Genomic DNA, 16688 nt, shown 5'->3' with positions numbered 1-16688 from the left:
CTCGAGCCCTAGCTTCCAAGGAGGAAGGTCTATGTTGCTGTTGTGGTTGGTGGTGCTGGTGATCGGCGCCGCGTATCTCACTCATCGGCGTCTGGCGCCCCTGCACATCATCGGTGCCATCGCCGTCTATGTACTGCTGATGGGCGTCTTCGCCGATGCCCCAGGGTGGTTGTTGACGCTGATCTGGCTGGTGCTGGCGGCCAAGGTTGCCTTGTTGGTACTGCCCGAGTGGCGGCGCCGGGTGTTCACCGCCCCGGTGTTCAACTGGTTCCAGCGCACGTTGCCACCCATGTCGCAGACTGAACGCGAAGCGATCGACGCAGGCACGGTCTGGTGGGACGGCCAGCTGTTCAGCGGCCAGCCAGACTGGAATACCCTCCTCGACTACCCTGCTCCCCAACTCACCGCCGAGGAACAGGCCTTCATTGACGGGCCGACCGAGGAACTTTGTGCACTGGTCAGCGACTGGCAGATCGGCCAGGACCTGGATCTTCCACCGGCTGCCTGGGAGCACATCAAAACGCACGGCTTCTTCGCCCTGATCATTCCCAAGGAATACGGCGGCAAAGGCTTTTCGGCCTACGCTCACTCGCAGGTGGCGATGAAACTGGCTACCCGCAGCGGCGACCTGGCCTCAACGGTGATGGTACCCAACTCGCTCGGCCCCGCCGAATTGCTCCTGCATTACGGCACCGATGAGCAACGCAACCATTATCTGCCGCGCCTGGCGCGGGGCGATGAGATCCCTTGTTTCGCCCTCACGGGACCGCTGGCCGGGTCAGATGCCGGCGCGATGCCCGACACCGGTATCGTCTGCAAGGGCCAATGGAACGGCGAAGAAGTCATCGGTTTGCGCTTGAATTGGGAGAAACGCTACATCACCCTCGGCCCAGTCGCCACGCTCCTGGGCCTGGCGTTCAAGGCTTACGACCCCGACCATCTGCTCGGCGAGGAAGAATCACTGGGCATCAGCCTGGCGCTAATCCCCACGGACACCCCCGGCGTACAGATCGGCCAGCGCCACCTGCCCCTGGGCGCAGCCTTCATGAACGGTCCAAACAGCGGAACGGACGTGTTCGTGCCACTGGACTTCCTCATCGGTGGCCAGGACATGCTCGGCAAGGGCTGGATGATGCTGATGAACTGCCTGTCCGTGGGTCGCTCCATCTCGCTGCCCGCCGTCGGCACCGGCGCCGCAAAGTACACCAGCCTGGTGACCGGACAATACGCGCGCATTCGCGAGCAGTTCAATGTGCCGCTGGCCGCATTCGAGGGCATCCAGGAATCGCTCGCGCAGATTGGCGGCAATGCCTGGCTGATGGACAGTGCGCGCCTGCTCACCGCCAAGGCGGTAGACCTCGGTGAAAAACCCTCTGTCCTGTCGGCGATTCTCAAGTATCACCTCACCGAGCGCGGTCGAGCGTGCATCCAGCACGCCATGGACGTGCATGGCGGCAAGGGCATCATCATGGGCCCCAACAACTACCTGGGCCGCAACTGGCAAGGCGCGCCGATTTTCATCACGGTCGAGGGGGCGAACATCCTCTCGCGCAACCTGATGATCTTCGGCCAAGGAGCGATCCGTTGCCATCCGTTCGTCCTCAAGGAGATGGCCCTGGCAGGCCGTGAGGACCGCGATCAGGCACTGAAAGAGTTCGATGATTTGCTGATGAAGCACATCATGTTCGCCACCCGCAATGCGGCGAGTACTTTTGTATTGGGGTTAGGTCTCGGACACTTCGACAAGGTGCCGGGCGATGTACTCAGCCAGGGCTACTTCCGTGCACTGAACCGGCAGGCAGCGGCCTTCGCGCTGCTGGCAGACCTGTCGATGATGCTCCTGGGCGGCGCCTTGAAGCGTCGCGAGCGCCTCAGTGCACGACTGGGCGACGTGCTGAGTTACCTGTACCTCTCGTCCGCCGCACTCAAGCGCTACCATGATCTCGGCGCGCCCGAGTACATGCAGCCTTTGCTGCGCTGGGCGCTGGAAGAGAGTCTGGGACAGGCAGAAACGGCCCTGGATCGATTGCTCGACAACTTCCCCAATCGCTTCGTCGGCGGCGCACTGCGGGTACTGGTGTTCCCCTTCGGTCGGCGGCATACCGGCCCCAGCGATGAACTGGACGCTGAAGTGGCTGCACTGATCGGCCGGCACAAAGGTGACCCCGCTCTGGAAGAACTGCTCGCAGGGTGCTTCCGCCCTCAGGCGGATGGCGATCCGGTAGCAGCGCTGCAACAGGCTTGCGATCTACTGGACGACACCGAGCCGCTGCAAAAGGCTGTTCACCAAGCGCTCAAGGAAGGCAAGTTGCACCCTGCGCCCGGCCAGTCCTTGATCGATGCGGCAGTGCAATCAGGTGTGCTGCAGACCGCCGAGGCCGAGCGGCTGCGAGCGGCGGAGGCTGCACGCCGTGTCGTGATCGATGTGGATGCGTTCGACAAAGAGCAGCTCTTACCCACTGAAGGCAAGATTCGCTGAAGTAAATCTCTGACTCGATTGCCGACCGCCCTGCCGGTCGGTGATCGACGCCAATCTCCCACCCTGCCCCCGCGAATAAAACCTGCGTATACTCCGCCCCCCCGTTTCAATACCGAGGACAGCCCCATGGCCAATTCCCACCTGGAGTATCACCTGCAACTGCTTCGACATCTGCGCACCATCCTGGTGGCCCTGGGCGAAGCCGAGCAGGTACCGGAAGAAAGCCATCTGCTGTTCCTGGAACGCTTCGACGAACTGTTGAGCCTACTGCCGCAGGATCCGCTGGAAAGCCAATACCTGGGCCAGGACATCATCTGCCAAGTCATCACCCGCTACCCGCAGATCGCACACCTGGTGCCGCGTGATCTGCTCTGGTTCTTCGCTGGCGACTGCCTTCACTACATGCCGGATGACGAACTGGATCTTTATCAGACCCTGGAAGAGCGGCGTTATGAGGCCGAGCAGCATGGCGGGCCGTTTGACTGGAATTTGGAGAAGCAACTGTTGAGCGCCCCTGATCAAGGCGAGCGCCATTAGCTTCGTGCCCAATAGCTAAGTGCTTGATGTACAAAACGCCACTTCGTTGAAGTGGCGTTTTTCTTGGGCCAGACCGGATGTCTGATAGGGCAATCTCACCCCCTGTGTATCGGCCCCTAATGCCCTTATCTTGCTCGACTAGTTAAGTGAGCACGCACTAGGAGCATGGATAGATGATTAATCGCTCGGCAAAGGGATCGCCGTTGAAACAGATGCACTGGGTCGCGCTGGCAGTGTCAATATTGGGTTTGGGCGCGAGCGCGCTGTACATTCGAAGCGCGCTTGCCGAGGAGGAACTAGAGCGAGCGATCGTCGAGCCGAGCATGGTCCAGAGCGCGATCGACCTGGAACAACGCATTTCCAGCCAGAGCCGCCTCGACGCGCCAGAAGGCACATCACCGGTGGTCATCATACCGGGCAATAACAAAGTCATCATCACCGCCCCACATGCCACGGAATCCTTTCGAGAAGGCCGCTATCGCATGTCCGACGGCGCAGGCACTGCAGCGTTAGCTACAATGCTGAACAGCTTGACCTGTGCGACGGTGATCTATACACAGTACCGCACCCGCTCCGACGCCAATTATTACGACGACAATGCGTTCAAGGATGCGCTCGCCAAACTCATTCACACCTCTAAGCCAATGCTCGTGCTGGACATTCACGGCAGCCACGACTCTCGGCCTTACGAGGTCGATTTCGGCACTCTGGAAGGAAAATCTTTATTCGGCGACTCGACGCGTCTGCACCAGTTGATCGCAAGCCTGCATAAAGAAGGCATCCTCAACTTGTCCAGCAACTACTTCGCGGCCCAGAAAAACCGCACTATCACGCGCTTCTCTCATGCCAAGGGTGTACCCGCGATTCAGCTGGAGATCAACAGCAGTTGGCTGCGGCCAGCCGAGGGTGGATTGATGGCGCATCGCTTCGCCCAAGTCTTGCAAGGGCTGGCCCGATACATCCGCATCATCACCAACAACGCCTCGGGAAAATGCGAACAGGCGTAACACTGAGGCCGTGATCGAATAGACGGGCCTGCAAAGAATGGCCTTTGCATCAGAAACAAAAAAAGACGCCGAAGCGTCTTTTTTTGTGATCCAACAACATTTGAAAACGTTGAAGATCAAGATATGGAGCGGGAAACGAGACTCGAACTCGCGACCCCGACCTTGGCAAGGTCGTGCTCTACCAACTGAGCTATTCCCGCAATGTAAACCAACCACTTGAGGCTTGAAGTGACCTGATCCCTTCAACACCGCTGTACCGTCATGAACGCCACAGAATTAACTGGAGCGGGAAACGAGACTCGAACTCGCGACCCCGACCTTGGCAAGGTCGTGCTCTACCAACTGAGCTATTCCCGCAAATGGCGTCCCCTAGGGGACTCGAACCCCTGTTACCGCCGTGAAAGGGCGGTGTCCTAGGCCACTAGACGAAGGGGACATACCCAACGCTTTTCAGCGCACCAGGTGTAAAGCCTTACGGCTGACCCTGGATTTCTTTTCCAACCCTGCCAGACGGCAGCGTCGTGAAACTGGAGCGGGAAACGAGACTCGAACTCGCGACCCCGACCTTGGCAAGGTCGTGCTCTACCAACTGAGCTATTCCCGCAATGGCGTCCCCTAGGGGACTCGAACCCCTGTTACCGCCGTGAAAGGGCGGTGTCCTAGGCCACTAGACGAAGGGGACACGCTAGATCTTTTCACTGCCTGCGGCGCTTGGCGAAGAGCTTTACGCTGCAAGTGGCGCGCATTCTAGGGATGCACTCGGAAGCCGTCAACCCCTTTGTGGAAATTTATTTAAATCAATGACTTCCGTAATTCCCTAGTGTGCCCGCACAGGTGCCCGGGGATTGACGTTGCTTTTCTGGCGGCGGCCCGGCAAGCTCGCTGCAAAGTGCCAGCACTGTAGTTTTATGCGCCCGTGCCGACAACGCTATGGGCGCTTGAATGCGCTGCCCGCCAGGCTGCACTGTTCGCGCCCCCGCGGACTCACTACACTCAATGATGCAAAACTTCTTCATGAGGCGTTAACGGTGACACCACTTCTGATCACCCTGCTCATCGTGGCGGGTATCGCGTTGCTGATCGTGATCGGCTACCTCAACAATGTCGTGGAAAACGCCAAGCTCGAACGCACGCGCTTGAAAATCGAGCTCACCGATCGTTTGCGCCGGTGCGGTGAGATCACCGAGACCTTTCCCGGCCAGTTGATGACCCCGGCGCTCAAGCTGCTGCTCACGCGCCTGGAGTTGAACATCAATCAGCGGCAGTTGGCGCTGGACAAGCAAAATAGCGATATAAAGGCGCGAATCGGCGAACTGGAAGCCTTGATCGCCTTGGGCGACAAGCTGCCGGTGAACAATCCGCCTAGCCCGATCCAGACCGAGGTCAAGGCCAAGGACGTGCGGTTTCTGCTTGAATCGCTGCACAACCAGATCGTCCGGGCGACCCAGGAGAACTTCCTGCAGTCCAATGAAGGCAAGTACTGGGTCAAGGAAATCCGCCACATCCTCGTGCTGCTGCACATCGAGTTCTTCAATAACCTGGGACAACAGGCTTTGCAGCAGGGCCAACCCGGGCAAGCCCGACTGGCGTTCGAGCGCGGCGTACAGTATCTGCGCAAGCAACCTGAGCCCAAGCAGTACGAAGAACAGTTGATCTACCTGGAGAAGCTACTGGCGCGGGCCAATGCCCAGGTACTCGACCAGATGGAGCCGACCGAGGACGAACAGAACGCCTTGACCGAAGGCCTCAAGACCGATGAAGACGAAACCTGGAAAAAGCGCGTGATCTACGATTGATCCGCGAATTCACCTGAAGAAGGGCCGCGCTGCGGCCCTTCTGTCTTTCAGCAGTCGCTCAAGCTGAGGAAGATCGAGGCCAAGTGCTCAAGCCCGCGCTGGTCAGCCTCGCTGAAGCGCGCCAAGGTCGGGCTGTCCAGATCCAGCACGCCGATCAACCTGCCCTCTTTCACCAGCGGTATCACCAGCTCGCTATTGGACGCGCTATCGCACGCGATGTGGCCGGGGAATGCATGCACGTCCTCGACCCGCTGGGTCTGCCGGGTCGCTGCCGCAGCGCCGCACACGCCCTTGCCGAAAGGAATGCGCACGCAGGCCACCTGCCCTTGGAACGGGCCGAGCACCAGTTGCTCGTCGCGATTGAGGTAGAAGCCCGCCCAGTTAAGGTCTGCCACTTGGTGATAGATAAACGCCGAGAACTGCGCGGCATTGGCGATGAAATCGCGCTCGTCGGCGAACAGCGCCTGGACTTGCGCCGCCAGAAGTTCGTAGCCATCCAGGCCTTTGCCACTGGCATTGAGGTCGATCATTGATTCTGCTCCAGCAATTGCAGTCCGACCCAATAGCGGGCGAACTGGTAGGCACAACGGCCATTACGGTTGCCACGGCCGGTCGCCCAGCGCGTGGCGAGGATGTCGAGCGCTTCGTTGCGCTGCCATGTCAGCCCGGCGGTCGTGGCAAGCTGACCGATCCAGTGCTCGACCACATCGAGGAAGTGTTCCTGGGTGAATGGATAGAACGACAACCACAGGCCGAAGCGGTCGGACAGTGCAATCTTGTCCTCCACCGCTTCGTTGGGATGAAGTTCCCCATCGACCATTTTCCAGTTCTCGTTATCGCTCTGCTTCTCCGGCACTAAATGTCGACGGTTAGACGTGGCATACAGCAGCACGTTGTCCGGCGCCTGTTCGAGGGAGCCGTCCAGTACGCTCTTGAGCACCCGGTAATCACCCTCGCCCGCCTCGAACGACAGGTCGTCACAAAACAGGATGAAACGCTGGTCTAGACCCTGCAACTGTTCGACCACCCGCGGCAGGTCGGCCAGATGATCGCGTTCGATCTCGATCAGGCGCAGCCCCTGACCGGCGTGCTCGGCCAGTAACGCCCGCACCAGCGACGATTTACCGGTGCCACGCGAACCCCACAGTAGCGCGTGGTTGGCAGGCATGCCCTGAATGAACTGGTGCGTGTTGCGACCCAATTGCTCGCGCTGCTGATCGACGCCGATCAGATCGCTCAGGCGCATATCCAGGCTCACCTGCAACGGCATCAAATAGCCGCTGCGGCCATCATGCTGCCAACGGGCGGCCAGCGTTTCGCTCCAGTCTATAGTCGGCCGCTGGGCCGGAAGCAGCGGCTCAAGGCGCGCCAGCACCGATTCGGCGCGCTCCAGAAATGCGGTCAAGCGGGCGTCCATGATGGCTCCTACGATTTTCAGTGAGGCATGCCCGACGACGGCACACCAGGGAATCAACTGAAATGAACAGACAGACCCGCCAGCAGCCGAGGTTGATCGGCTATGCTTGCGCAGCGCAAAGGGCGTAGAGCCGGCTCGGGAAGCATGGATATCAAGTTCACCAATCGCCTGTCATACAAGCAAGCCCGGTTGACAGTCCTGGTCGGCTTCATCCTGGGGACATTGCTCAGTCTCATCCAGATCGGCATCGATTATGCCAGCGAAGACGCGTCCATCAACCGCGAAGTGCAGGCGCTGCTGCAAATAAGCCACGACCCGGCATCACGCATCGCCTACAACATCGACGCCGAACTGGCTCAGGAACTGACTCGGGGTCTGCTGCAGTCGCCCGCCATCGTGCGTGCTCGGCTGATCGACAACAACGATACCGTGCTGGCCGATGTCAGCCGTCTGCGCCAGGAAAACAGCTACCGGCCGCTAAGCGACTTTCTGTTCGGCGAGCAGCGCCAATTCAAAGACCCGCTGTATCTGGCGCACATGCCCAAGGACTACCTGGGCACGTTGTACCTGGACGTCGACACTTACGCCTTCGGCAGTCGTTTCCTCGAGCGCGCCGGCATCACCTTGCTCAATGGTTTTGCCCGCAGCCTGGTGCTGACGGTGATCCTGCTGGGGCTGTTCTACGTCATGCTGACCAAGCCGCTGGTCACGGTCATCAGCGCGCTGAGCAGCCGCGATCCGCGCCAACCCGGACAGGCGCGCCTGGACTACCCCAAAGGCCACGAGCACGATGAGATCGGCGTACTGGTCAAGGTCGCCAACCAACAATTCATCAGCATGGCCACCGAGATTCAGCAGCGACGCAACGCCGAAAATCGCCTGACTCAATACCTGAACGAACTGGAAGACATCGTCTCGGCCCGTACCGACGAACTCAAAGCCAGCAACAGCCGCTTGAGTCAGTCCAATCAGGAACTGGAGGATGCCCGTCGCCGCGCCCTGGACATGGCCCAGGCACGCGCGGCCTTTCTGGCCAACATGAGCCACGAGATCCGCACACCCCTCAACGGCATGCTCGGCATGCTTTCCCTGGCGATGGACAGCGGCCTGAGCGGCGAGCAACGTCAGCAACTGTCGATCGCCCACGATTCGGGCAAGGTGCTGGTGGAACTGCTCAACGATATTCTCGACCTGTCCAAGTTCGATGCCGGGCAACTGGAGTTGGAACGCATTCCATTCGACCTCGGCACCTTGCTCGAGGACACCGCCAGCCTGCTGTCGCAGAATGCCGCGGCCAACGTCGAGCTGACCTGCCTGATCGCCTCGGATTTTCCGGCGAGTGTGCTGGGCGACCCAACCCGCGTGCGGCAGATCGTCAGCAATCTATTGGCCAATGCGCTGAAGTTCACGCGCTTCGGGCGGGTCGATGTGCGCCTCTCGAGCATCGTCGGCGGCATTCGTCTGGAGGTGTCGGACACCGGCATCGGCATCCCCGAAGATGCTCAGGCGCGCATTTTTCAACCCTTTACCCAGGCCGGTGCAGGTATCACCCGCCAATACGGCGGTACCGGTCTGGGTCTGACCCTGACCCGCAACTTGTGCAAGGCCATGCACGGGCACCTGACCATTGAGTCGCAGACCGGATTCGGCAGCCGCTTCAGCGCCGACCTGCCCTTGCCCGCCCACCTGGAGGCGGTCCCCCCGCCTGCGCTGCATGGACGGATCGTGGCCCTGACCAATGCCGCCAGCGGTCTGGCCGAACTGCTCGATCGCCTGCTACCGAACTGGGGCTTGGACTACGGGCGCTGCGAGCACACCGAGGAGCTCGACAATGCTGCCCTGGACCTGTTGATCTGCGACGATGCCGAGCAACTACCTGACCTGCGCAAGCGAACACACGCACCGATCCTGCTGATCACCGCGTATGGCAATTTCCTGGCCGCCGAGCAGGCCCTGCGCCTGGCGCCCTTGCATCAACTCGCACGCCCGCTGGCACGCAATACGCTCTATCAACTGCTGCGCCGAACGCTACAAGGGGAAAACGGTAACCCACTGCCGGCAGGTACAGCGCTATTGGCCGAGCGGCGGGCGCACATCCTGCTGGTCGAAGACAATCCGGTGAACCAGCTGGTGGCCATCGGCATGCTGGGAAAACTCGGCTGCCAAGTGCAAGTGGCCGCCCACGGCGCAGAAGCGCTGCAAATGCTCGAACACGACCGCTTCGACCTGGTGCTGATGGACTGCAACATGCCAGTGATGGACGGTTACGAAGCCAGTAGACGCATTCGTCAGGACGGTCGCTGGAGCCAATTGCCGATCGTGGCCCTGACCGCCAACGCCATGCCTGAGGAGCGCGAGCGCTGTCGCGCAGCGGGCATGGACGACTACCTGGCCAAGCCGTTCCGCCGCGAAGAACTGCTGGCACTCATCGACCATTGGGTACCGTTCAACGGCTGAGCAGCCGCTCGATGTCGGCCTCCAGTGCCTGGGGCTTGGTGGTGGGTGCGTAGCGGGTGACGTTGCCGGTAGAGGGATCGAACAGAAACTTGGTGAAGTTCCACTTGATCTTCTGGGTGCCGAGTACGCCGGGGGCACGGCGCTTGAGCTCGGCGAACAGCGGATGGGTACCGGGTCCGTTGACCTCGATCTTGCGAAACAACGGGAAGCTCACACCGAAATTCAACTCGCAGAACTGCGCGATCTCGTGCGCATCCCCCGGCTCCTGCTTGCCGAACTGGTTGCAAGGAAAGCCCAGCACCACCAGGCCGCGACCGGCGTGGGCCTGCCACAGTTTCTCCAACCCTTTGTACTGCGGGGTAAAGCCGCACTGACTGGCGGTGTTGACCACCAGCAGCGCTTTACCGGCAAAGTCGCCCAAGGTTTTCTGCTCACCGCCGAGGGTGAGGCAGGGAATGTCCAGCAGCGCATCGGTCATGGGGGCTCTCCGTTCAGTCTCGCGGTTGGAAATCCAGGCACACCGAGTTGATGCAGTAACGCAGCCCGGTCGGCGGCGGACCGTCCGGGAACACATGGCCCAGGTGCGCATCGCACTGAGCGCAGGTCACCTCGGTGCGAATCATGCCGTGGGAGGTGTCGCGAATCTCGATCATCGCGCTGTCTTCGATCGGGGCGTAGAAACTCGGCCAGCCGCAGCCGGAGTCGAACTTGGTCTGCGAATCGAACAGCGGCAGACCGCAGCAAATGCACGAGTAGGTGCCCGCGCGCTTTTCGCTGTTGTACTTGCCGGTGAAGGGCCGCTCGGTGCCTTTGAGGCGGCACACCTGGTATTGCGCGGGGTCGAGCATTTCGCGCCATTCTTCCAGGGTTTTGTCGATCTTTTGCATGGCTGGACCTCGGCAGGCTGAATTTCACCCTGCGCCGTCTTTTCCCTGGCGCGGGTGGCACGTATATTAGTCGGCTTGTGTGCAGACGGTCAGTCTGGCACCCGCGCCGCGTCCTTTTCAAATCTTTAGACGCCCGCGCCCCGCGACTTATCCATTCGGGATCACATCATGCAGTTCAGCAAATCGAACAAGCTCGCCAATGTCTGCTACGACATTCGCGGCCCGGTGCTCAAGCACGCCAAACGCCTGGAAGAGGAAGGCCAACGCATCCTCAAGCTGAACATCGGCAACCCGGCACCTTTTGGTTTCGAGGCGCCGGACGAAATTCTCCAGGATGTGATCCGCAACCTGCCGACGGCCCAGGGCTATAGCGACTCCAAAGGTCTGTTCAGCGCCCGTAAAGCGGTCATGCAGTATTGCCAGCAAAAGCAGATCGACGGTGTCGGCATCGAGGATATCTACCTGGGCAATGGCGTCTCGGAACTGATCGTGATGTCGATGCAGGCGTTGCTCAACAACCATGATGAAGTGCTGATCCCCGCGCCTGACTACCCGCTGTGGACGGCGGCCGTCAGCCTGGCTGGCGGCAAGCCAGTGCATTACCTGTGCGACGAGCAGGCCGACTGGTTCCCCGACCTGGACGACATCAAGGCCAAGATCACCCCCAATACCAAGGCGCTGGTAATCATCAACCCCAACAACCCGACGGGTGCGGTGTACTCGAAGGAATTGCTGCTGGGTATGTTGGAACTGGCTCGCCAGCACAACCTGGTGGTGTTCTCCGACGAAATCTACGACAAGATTCTCTATGACGAGGCCGTGCACATCAGTACCGCTTCGCTCGCGCCCGACCTGCTGTGCCTGACCTTCAACGGCCTGTCCAAGTCGTACCGCGTCGCCGGCTTCCGCTCCGGTTGGCTGATCATTTCCGGACCCAAGCACAACGCACGCAGCTACATCGAAGGCATCGACATGCTGGCCAACATGCGCCTGTGCGCCAACGTGCCGGCCCAGCACGCGATCCAGACCGCCCTGGGCGGGTACCAGAGCATCAATGACCTGGTACTGCCGCCGGGCCGCTTGCTCGAACAGCGCAACCGTACCTACGAACTGCTCAACGACATCCCCGGCGTGAGCTGCGTCAAGCCCATGGGCGCGCTGTATGCCTTCCCGAAAATCGACCCGAAGGTCTGCCCGATCCATAACGACGAGAAGTTCGTACTTGATCTGCTGCTGTCGGAAAAACTGCTGATCGTGCAGGGCACTGCGTTCAACTGGCCATGGCCGGACCACTTCCGCGTCGTCACCCTGCCACGGGTGGATGATCTCGAACAGGCCATCGGCCGTATCGGCAACTTCCTGCGCACCTATTCGCAGTAAGCTTTCTGACGCCTGCGGCACCTTGATCCAAGGTGCCCGCAGGAATAGGCGCCCTCCCCCACGGATGAATTCTTACATCCTGCAACGGTCTATCCACCGGCGCGCCTTTGCGCCTCTGGCATACTGCCGGGTACACAGTTTGAAATAGTCGGCCGGTTGAATCGCCCAGGCCGCCCCCTTATATACCCCGCAGTAGAGCGACATTTTCATCCGTCAGGAGAACGTAACAACCATGATGCGCATTCTGTTGTTTGTGGCCACCAACCTTGCGGTGGTGCTGGTTGCAAGCATTACCCTCAGCCTGTTCGGCTTCAACGGGTTCATGGCCGCCAACGGCGTCGACCTCGACCTGAGCCGTCTGCTGGTCTTCTGCGCCGTGTTCGGTTTCGCCGGCTCGCTGGTCTCGCTGTTCATCTCCAAGTGGATGGCGAAGATGACCACGGGTACGCAGATCATTACCCAGCCGCGCACCCATCACGAACAGTGGCTGCTGCAGACGGTCGAGGAGCTGTCCCGCGAGGCGGGCATCAAGATGCCCGAGGTGGGCGTGTTCCCCGCCTACGAGGCCAACGCCTTCGCCACTGGCTGGAACCGCAACGATGCCTTGGTCGCGGTATCCCAAGGTCTGCTCGAGCGTTTCTCGCGTGACGAGGTGCGTGCGGTGCTGGCCCACGAGATTGGTCACGTGGCCAATGGCGACATGGTCACCCTGGCGCTGGTGCAAGGCGTGGTGAACACCTTCGTGATGTTCTTTGCGCGAATCATCGGCAACTTCGTCGACAAAGTGGTGTTCAAGAACGAGGAAGGCCAAGGCATTGCCTACTACGTCGCCACCATCGTCGCCGAACTGATCCTGGGCATCCTGGCCAGCATCATCGTCATGTGGTTCTCGCGCCGTCGCGAATACCGCGCGGACGAAGCCGGTGCGCAACTGGCAGGCACAGGGGCGATGATCGCGGCACTGCAACGCCTGCGCTCGGAGCAGGGCATGCCGGTGCATATGCCCGATACGCTAAAGGCCTTCGGCATCAACGGCGGCCTGAAGCAAGGCCTGGCGGGCTTGCTGATGAGCCACCCGCCGCTGGAAGACCGTATCGACGCGCTGCGTCGCCGCGGCTGAGTCAATCGGCAGTGCAAAAAAGGGCGACTTCGGTCGCCCTTTTCATGTTTCATTTTTCAATGAAGTGCACGCTCAGCGCCGCACAGCGTAGACCCTCTCCAGCAGGCTAGTGACACCCGCCGCCTGAAATTTGGGGCTGCTGGCGATGACCTGAGGCGCCTGCAACTCCGTCACCTGCCATCCGCCGAGCCCTTGCCTCACCTGCGCTTGTGGCACTGAAAACGGCGGCCCCTCTATGAGCGATTGATTGTACTCCAGCGTCACCAACAGGCCTTCGCAGCGATCTGGCAAACAGCGGGACAGGTGGTCCAGATAGCGCTCACGCATGCTCAGGGGGAACGCGATCAGCGCGGCTCGGTCGTACACCGCCGTGCAGTCTGCCAGGTCCGACGCACGCAGTGCGAAGAAGTCCCCACACCACAACTCGAAGTCTGCACTGCGCCATACTTCGAACGCTCCCTGTCGCTCGACTTCGGCGGCCAGCCCCTGCTCGGCGAAGAAGTCTTCGACTGCACGCCGCGACAGCTCCACGCCGAGCACCCGATAGCCCTGCCCCGCCAACCAGACCATATCCAGACTTTTGCCGCACAAAGGTACGAATACCCGACTGCCTGGCGCCAACGTCGGCCAATGGTCCTGCAGATAGGTATTCACCTGAGGCTGATGAAAACCGATCTGGTTATCCGCCCACCGCTTGTGCCAAAACGCCGGCTCCATGATTTCTCCAGTTTTTTCGATTGATTTACCGCAAATCTTATATTGGATATCGATCTTTGCCTGATCGAAGATGGCAGCATCTTAACGCCCCAGGACACCGCCATGTTGCCCAGCCTGTTCATTTCCCACGGCTCCCCCATGCTTGCCCTTGAGCCGGGTGCCAGCGGTCCGGCGCTTGCCGGATTGGCTGCCGGCCTGCCGCGGCCGAAAGCGATCGTGGTGGTATCGGCGCACTGGGAAAGCCGTGAGCTGATGCTTACCAGCGCCGCTCGTCCCGAAACCTGGCACGACTTTCGCGGTTTTCCAGCGGCGCTGTACGCGGTGCAGTACCCGGCGCCCGGCGCGCCGGACCTGGCCAGGCAGATCGTCGACCAGCTCGGTCAGGCCGGCTTGATTGCGCACCTCGACGCCCACCGGCCGTTCGACCATGGCGCCTGGGTACCGCTGTCCTTGATGTACCCAGAAGCCGACATTCCGCTGCTCCAGCTTTCGCTGCCCAGCCATCGCCCTCCCGCGTTGCATGTGCAGATTGGCCGGGCGTTGGCCGGCTTGCGCGACCAGGGCGTTCTGCTGGTGGGGTCGGGCAGTATCACCCACAACCTGGGCGAACTGGATTGGCAGGCTGGCCCGGAGGTCATCGAACCCTGGGCGCGCAGTTTCCGCGATTGGATCGTCCAGCGACTGGTCGACGGCGACACCGCGGCTCTGCAGGACTATCGCCAGCAGGCCCCCTTTGCGGTGCGCAACCACCCCAGCGACGAGCACTTGTTGCCGCTGTTCTTCGCCATGGGCGCAGGCCAGCATTTTGGCATCGTGCATCAGGGATTCACGCTGGGTGCGCTGGGCATGGACATCTATCGGTTCGACTGAGACCACCTTGCGCTTGATCGCACGGACAAAAAAATCCCCAGCCTGAGCTGGGGATTTTTCATGACCGCGGGACTCAGTCCTCGCGATAGCGACGCAGCTTGAGCTGCTTGCCGGCTACGCGGGTGTCCTTGAGCTTGGTCAGCAGACGCTCCAGACCCTCCTCAGGCAGCTCGACCAGACTGAAGCTGTCGCGCACCTGGATGCGGCCGATGGCGTCGCGGGCCAGACCGCCTTCGTTGAGGATCGCACCCAACAGGTTCTTGGCGGCGATGCCGTCACGTGCACCCAGGGCAGTCCGGCAACGCACGCGGCCTTCAGCCAGTGGCATCGGTGCACGACGCTCGCGGTCGCCGCGCTCAGCGCGCTCGCCACGGTCACTGCGCTCGCCGCTACGCTCGCGCGGCGTGTGGGTCGGCACCAGCGGCTGCTCGCGCTCGACGGCGGCCAGGTCCAGCGACTGACCGTTGGTCGCCTTGCGCAGCAGGGCGGCGGACAGCGCACGGGCCGAGCAGCCCAAGTCGGCAGTCAAGCGATCGAACAGCTCGCCGTGGGTCGCTTCGGCCTCGGCCACCAATGGTGCCAGGCTGGCGGTCAGTTTCTTGATGCGCGCATCCAGCACGGCTTGCGGGCCAGGCAGACGGGCTTCGGCGACCTTCTGCCCAGTGACGCGCTCGATCACCTGCAGCATGCGACGCTCACGCGGGGTCACCAACAGCAGGGCACGACCTTCACGACCGGCACGGCCAGTACGACCGATACGGTGCACGTAGGATTCAGGATCGTACGGCATGTCCACGTTGAACACGTGGGTGATGCGCGGGACGTCCAGACCACGGGCAGCGACGTCGGTCGCGACGACGATGTCCAGACGACCGTCCTTGAGCGAGTCGATGACGCGCTCGCGCTGGTTCTGGGCGATGTCGCCGTTCAGCGCAGCGGCCTTGTAACCCTTGGCTTCCAGCGCAGCAGCCAGATCCAGGGTGGCCTGCTTGGTACGCACGAAGGCGATCAGCGCGTCGAATTCCTCGACTTCCAGCAGACGCAGTACGGCCGGGATCTTCTGGTCGGCATGGACCATCAGGTGTGCCTGGTCGATGGCGGTGACAGTCTGGGTCTTGCTCTGGATCTTGACGTGCTTGGGCTCGCGCAGATGACGCTCGGCGATCGAGCGGATCGACGACGGCAGGGTCGCGGAGAACAGCACGGTCTGACGGGTCGCTGGGATCGCGTCGAAGATCACTTCGAGGTCGTCCATGAAGCCCAGCTTGAGCATCTCGTCGGCTTCGTCGAGTACCAGGTACTGAACGGTGGAAAGCACTTTCTCGTCACGGCGCAGGTGATCGCAGAGACGGCCTGGGGTGGCGACCACGATCTGGGCGCCATTGCGGATGGCGCGCAACTGTGGGCCCATCGGGGCACCACCGTACACGGCCACGACATTCACGCCCGGCATCTGCTTGGCGTAGGTTTCGAAAGCGGTAGCTACTTGCAGCGCCAACTCACGGGTTGGCGCCAGGATCAGGGCTTGCGGTTCGCGCTTGCTCACGTCGATCTTGTTGAGGATCGGCAGGGCGAAGGCAGCGGTCTTGCCGGTGCCAGTCTGCGCCTGGCCGATCATGTCGTGACCGGCGAGGATGATCGGGATCGACTGTTGCTGGATGGCCGATGGCTCTTCATAGCCTGTGGCCAATACGGCAGCAACGATGTTCGGATGAAGATCGAGAGCGGCGAATCCGCCGGTTTCCTGGGTCATGGGTCTGCCTCTATGTGCATCCGCAAAGACCCATGCTCCAAAGCTGCACATGCCTTGAAAGACCCGAAGGTCACCCAGGCAGCTTTGGCGGCGGGGATTTGCGAAAACGATTGAAAAAGAATTACGTGGGAAGGTCCGCCTAGCGGACGTGCAGCCGAAGCTGGACTCGGAGGATTTGCACCGCCTGGTTTTGAGGTCCGCTAAAAGACCGGCGCGTACTATATACGAATTCGTTTAGCACCGTGAGAAAAATTTCTACGGGAACCCG

13 protein-coding genes, 5 tRNA genes and 1 pseudogene are annotated in these 16688 nt (G+C 61.1%); 8 read left to right on the top strand and 11 right to left on the bottom strand.

Going from position 1 to position 16688, the window contains the following annotated elements; all coding sequences use genetic code 11:
• The first annotated feature begins 31 nt into the window (after positions 1-31).
• From NJ69_RS03645 to NJ69_RS03635, 3 genes are all read left to right on the top strand, one after another.
• On the top strand, positions 32-2479 hold the full coding sequence (locus NJ69_RS03645) for an acyl-CoA dehydrogenase (RefSeq protein WP_039576277.1): 2448 nt from the start codon (positions 32-34) through the stop codon (positions 2477-2479).
• A gap of 126 nt (positions 2480-2605) precedes the next feature.
• Positions 2606-3016, top strand: coding sequence for a PA2817 family protein (locus NJ69_RS03640; protein ID WP_039576276.1), 411 nt, complete (start codon positions 2606-2608; stop codon positions 3014-3016).
• A gap of 173 nt (positions 3017-3189) precedes the next feature.
• Positions 3190-4023, top strand: a complete 834-nt coding sequence (locus tag NJ69_RS03635; RefSeq protein WP_052191984.1) for a ketol-acid reductoisomerase — start codon at positions 3190-3192, stop codon at positions 4021-4023.
• A gap of 124 nt (positions 4024-4147) precedes the next feature.
• On the opposite strand, the gene NJ69_RS03630 is transcribed toward NJ69_RS03635, so the two are convergent.
• The 5 genes from NJ69_RS03630 to NJ69_RS03610 all read right to left on the bottom strand — a co-directional run bounded on the left by NJ69_RS03630 (position 4148) and on the right by NJ69_RS03610 (position 4705).
• A tRNA-Gly gene (locus NJ69_RS03630) sits at positions 4148-4223 on the bottom strand.
• 81 nt (positions 4224-4304) lie between these two features.
• Positions 4305-4380: transfer RNA gene (locus tag NJ69_RS03625), tRNA-Gly, on the bottom strand.
• Positions 4381-4383: 3 nt separating this feature from the next.
• Positions 4384-4459, bottom strand: a tRNA-Glu gene (locus NJ69_RS03620).
• Positions 4460-4551: 92 nt separating this feature from the next.
• A tRNA-Gly gene (locus NJ69_RS03615) sits at positions 4552-4627 on the bottom strand.
• A gap of 2 nt (positions 4628-4629) precedes the next feature.
• Positions 4630-4705 (bottom strand) — tRNA-Glu (locus NJ69_RS03610).
• Positions 4706-5051: 346 nt separating this feature from the next.
• Here NJ69_RS03610 and NJ69_RS03605 point away from each other — a divergent pair.
• Positions 5052-5819 carry a hypothetical protein gene (locus NJ69_RS03605; RefSeq protein ID WP_029612970.1) on the top strand — a complete coding sequence of 256 codons (768 nt, stop codon included), beginning with the start codon at positions 5052-5054 and terminating at the stop codon, positions 5817-5819.
• A 47-nt stretch (positions 5820-5866) separates the two neighbouring features.
• Here NJ69_RS03605 and NJ69_RS03600 read toward each other — a convergent pair whose 3' ends face one another.
• A complete protein-coding gene (locus NJ69_RS03600) occupies positions 5867-6349 on the bottom strand; it encodes a GAF domain-containing protein (RefSeq protein ID WP_039576275.1) in 483 nt (160 codons plus the stop codon).
• On the bottom strand, positions 6346-7236 hold the full coding sequence (locus NJ69_RS03595) for an ATP-binding protein (protein ID WP_039576273.1): 891 nt from the start codon (positions 7234-7236) through the stop codon (positions 6346-6348). The genes NJ69_RS03600 and NJ69_RS03595 overlap by 4 nt, the downstream gene beginning before the upstream one ends.
• A 102-nt stretch (positions 7237-7338) precedes the next feature.
• On the opposite strand from NJ69_RS03595, the gene NJ69_RS03590 reads away from it, so the two are divergent.
• Positions 7339-9693, top strand: coding sequence for a hybrid sensor histidine kinase/response regulator (locus NJ69_RS03590; protein WP_039576271.1), 2355 nt, complete (start codon positions 7339-7341; stop codon positions 9691-9693).
• Here NJ69_RS03590 and NJ69_RS03585 read toward each other — a convergent pair.
• Together NJ69_RS03585 and msrB are read right to left on the bottom strand one after the other, a co-directional pair.
• Positions 9683-10171 carry a glutathione peroxidase gene (locus tag NJ69_RS03585; RefSeq protein ID WP_039576269.1) on the bottom strand — a complete coding sequence of 163 codons (489 nt, stop codon included), beginning with the start codon at positions 10169-10171 and terminating at the stop codon, positions 9683-9685. The genes NJ69_RS03590 and NJ69_RS03585 overlap by 11 nt on opposite strands.
• A gap of 13 nt (positions 10172-10184) precedes the next feature.
• Positions 10185-10580 carry a peptide-methionine (R)-S-oxide reductase MsrB gene (gene msrB / locus NJ69_RS03580; RefSeq protein WP_029612960.1) on the bottom strand — a complete coding sequence of 132 codons (396 nt, stop codon included), beginning with the start codon at positions 10578-10580 and terminating at the stop codon, positions 10185-10187.
• A 168-nt stretch (positions 10581-10748) separates the two neighbouring features.
• Between msrB and NJ69_RS03575 the strand changes: the two genes are divergently transcribed.
• The gene (locus NJ69_RS03575; protein ID WP_029612957.1) at positions 10749-11960 is read left to right on the top strand and encodes a pyridoxal phosphate-dependent aminotransferase; all 1212 of its coding nucleotides are present in this window, start codon (positions 10749-10751) and stop codon (positions 11958-11960) included.
• Positions 11961-12192: 232 nt separating this feature from the next.
• Positions 12193-13080: a protease HtpX gene (htpX, locus tag NJ69_RS03570; protein WP_029612955.1), complete on the top strand. Its 888-nt coding sequence runs from the start codon at positions 12193-12195 to the stop codon at positions 13078-13080.
• Between the two features lie 72 nt (positions 13081-13152).
• Here the strand turns inward: htpX and NJ69_RS03565 are convergent, their stop codons facing one another.
• Positions 13153-13797, bottom strand: a complete 645-nt coding sequence (locus tag NJ69_RS03565; RefSeq protein WP_039576267.1) for a thiopurine S-methyltransferase — start codon at positions 13795-13797, stop codon at positions 13153-13155.
• A gap of 102 nt (positions 13798-13899) precedes the next feature.
• On the opposite strand from NJ69_RS03565, the gene NJ69_RS03560 reads away from it, so the two are divergent.
• Entirely contained in the window at positions 13900-14667 is a 768-nt protein-coding gene (locus tag NJ69_RS03560; RefSeq protein WP_039576265.1) for a DODA-type extradiol aromatic ring-opening family dioxygenase, read from the top strand.
• A gap of 73 nt (positions 14668-14740) precedes the next feature.
• Here NJ69_RS03560 and NJ69_RS03555 read toward each other — a convergent pair.
• Positions 14741-16454 (bottom strand): annotated as a pseudogene (locus NJ69_RS03555) (DEAD/DEAH box helicase).
• Between the last annotated feature and the right edge of the window lie 234 nt (positions 16455-16688).

This window comes from Pseudomonas parafulva, assembly GCF_000800255.1.
Taxonomy (GTDB): domain Bacteria; phylum Pseudomonadota; class Gammaproteobacteria; order Pseudomonadales; family Pseudomonadaceae; genus Aquipseudomonas; species Aquipseudomonas boreofloridensis.
This window is presented reverse-complemented; position numbering and strand designations above follow the sequence as displayed.

What these genes read in the sequence shown, in the direction of transcription:
- NJ69_RS03645 (WP_039576277.1), top strand. Translation starts at nt 32, where the DNA reads ATGTTGCTGTTGTGGTTGGTGGTGCTGGTGATCGGCGCCGCGTATCTC.
- NJ69_RS03640 (WP_039576276.1), top strand. Translation starts at nt 2,606, where the DNA reads ATGGCCAATTCCCACCTGGAGTATCACCTGCAACTGCTTCGACATCTG.
- NJ69_RS03635 (WP_052191984.1), top strand. Translation starts at nt 3,190, where the DNA reads ATGATTAATCGCTCGGCAAAGGGATCGCCGTTGAAACAGATGCACTGG.
- NJ69_RS03600 (WP_039576275.1), bottom strand. Translation starts at nt 6,349, where the DNA reads ATGATCGACCTCAATGCCAGTGGCAAAGGCCTGGATGGCTACGAACTT.
- NJ69_RS03595 (WP_039576273.1), bottom strand. Translation starts at nt 7,236, where the DNA reads ATGGACGCCCGCTTGACCGCATTTCTGGAGCGCGCCGAATCGGTGCTG.
- NJ69_RS03590 (WP_039576271.1), top strand. Translation starts at nt 7,339, where the DNA reads ATGCTTGCGCAGCGCAAAGGGCGTAGAGCCGGCTCGGGAAGCATGGAT.
- NJ69_RS03585 (WP_039576269.1), bottom strand. Translation starts at nt 10,171, where the DNA reads ATGACCGATGCGCTGCTGGACATTCCCTGCCTCACCCTCGGCGGTGAG.
- msrB (WP_029612960.1), bottom strand. Translation starts at nt 10,580, where the DNA reads ATGCAAAAGATCGACAAAACCCTGGAAGAATGGCGCGAAATGCTCGAC.
- NJ69_RS03575 (WP_029612957.1), top strand. Translation starts at nt 10,749, where the DNA reads ATGCAGTTCAGCAAATCGAACAAGCTCGCCAATGTCTGCTACGACATT.
- htpX (WP_029612955.1), top strand. Translation starts at nt 12,193, where the DNA reads ATGATGCGCATTCTGTTGTTTGTGGCCACCAACCTTGCGGTGGTGCTG.
- NJ69_RS03565 (WP_039576267.1), bottom strand. Translation starts at nt 13,797, where the DNA reads ATGGAGCCGGCGTTTTGGCACAAGCGGTGGGCGGATAACCAGATCGGT.
- NJ69_RS03560 (WP_039576265.1), top strand. Translation starts at nt 13,900, where the DNA reads ATGTTGCCCAGCCTGTTCATTTCCCACGGCTCCCCCATGCTTGCCCTT.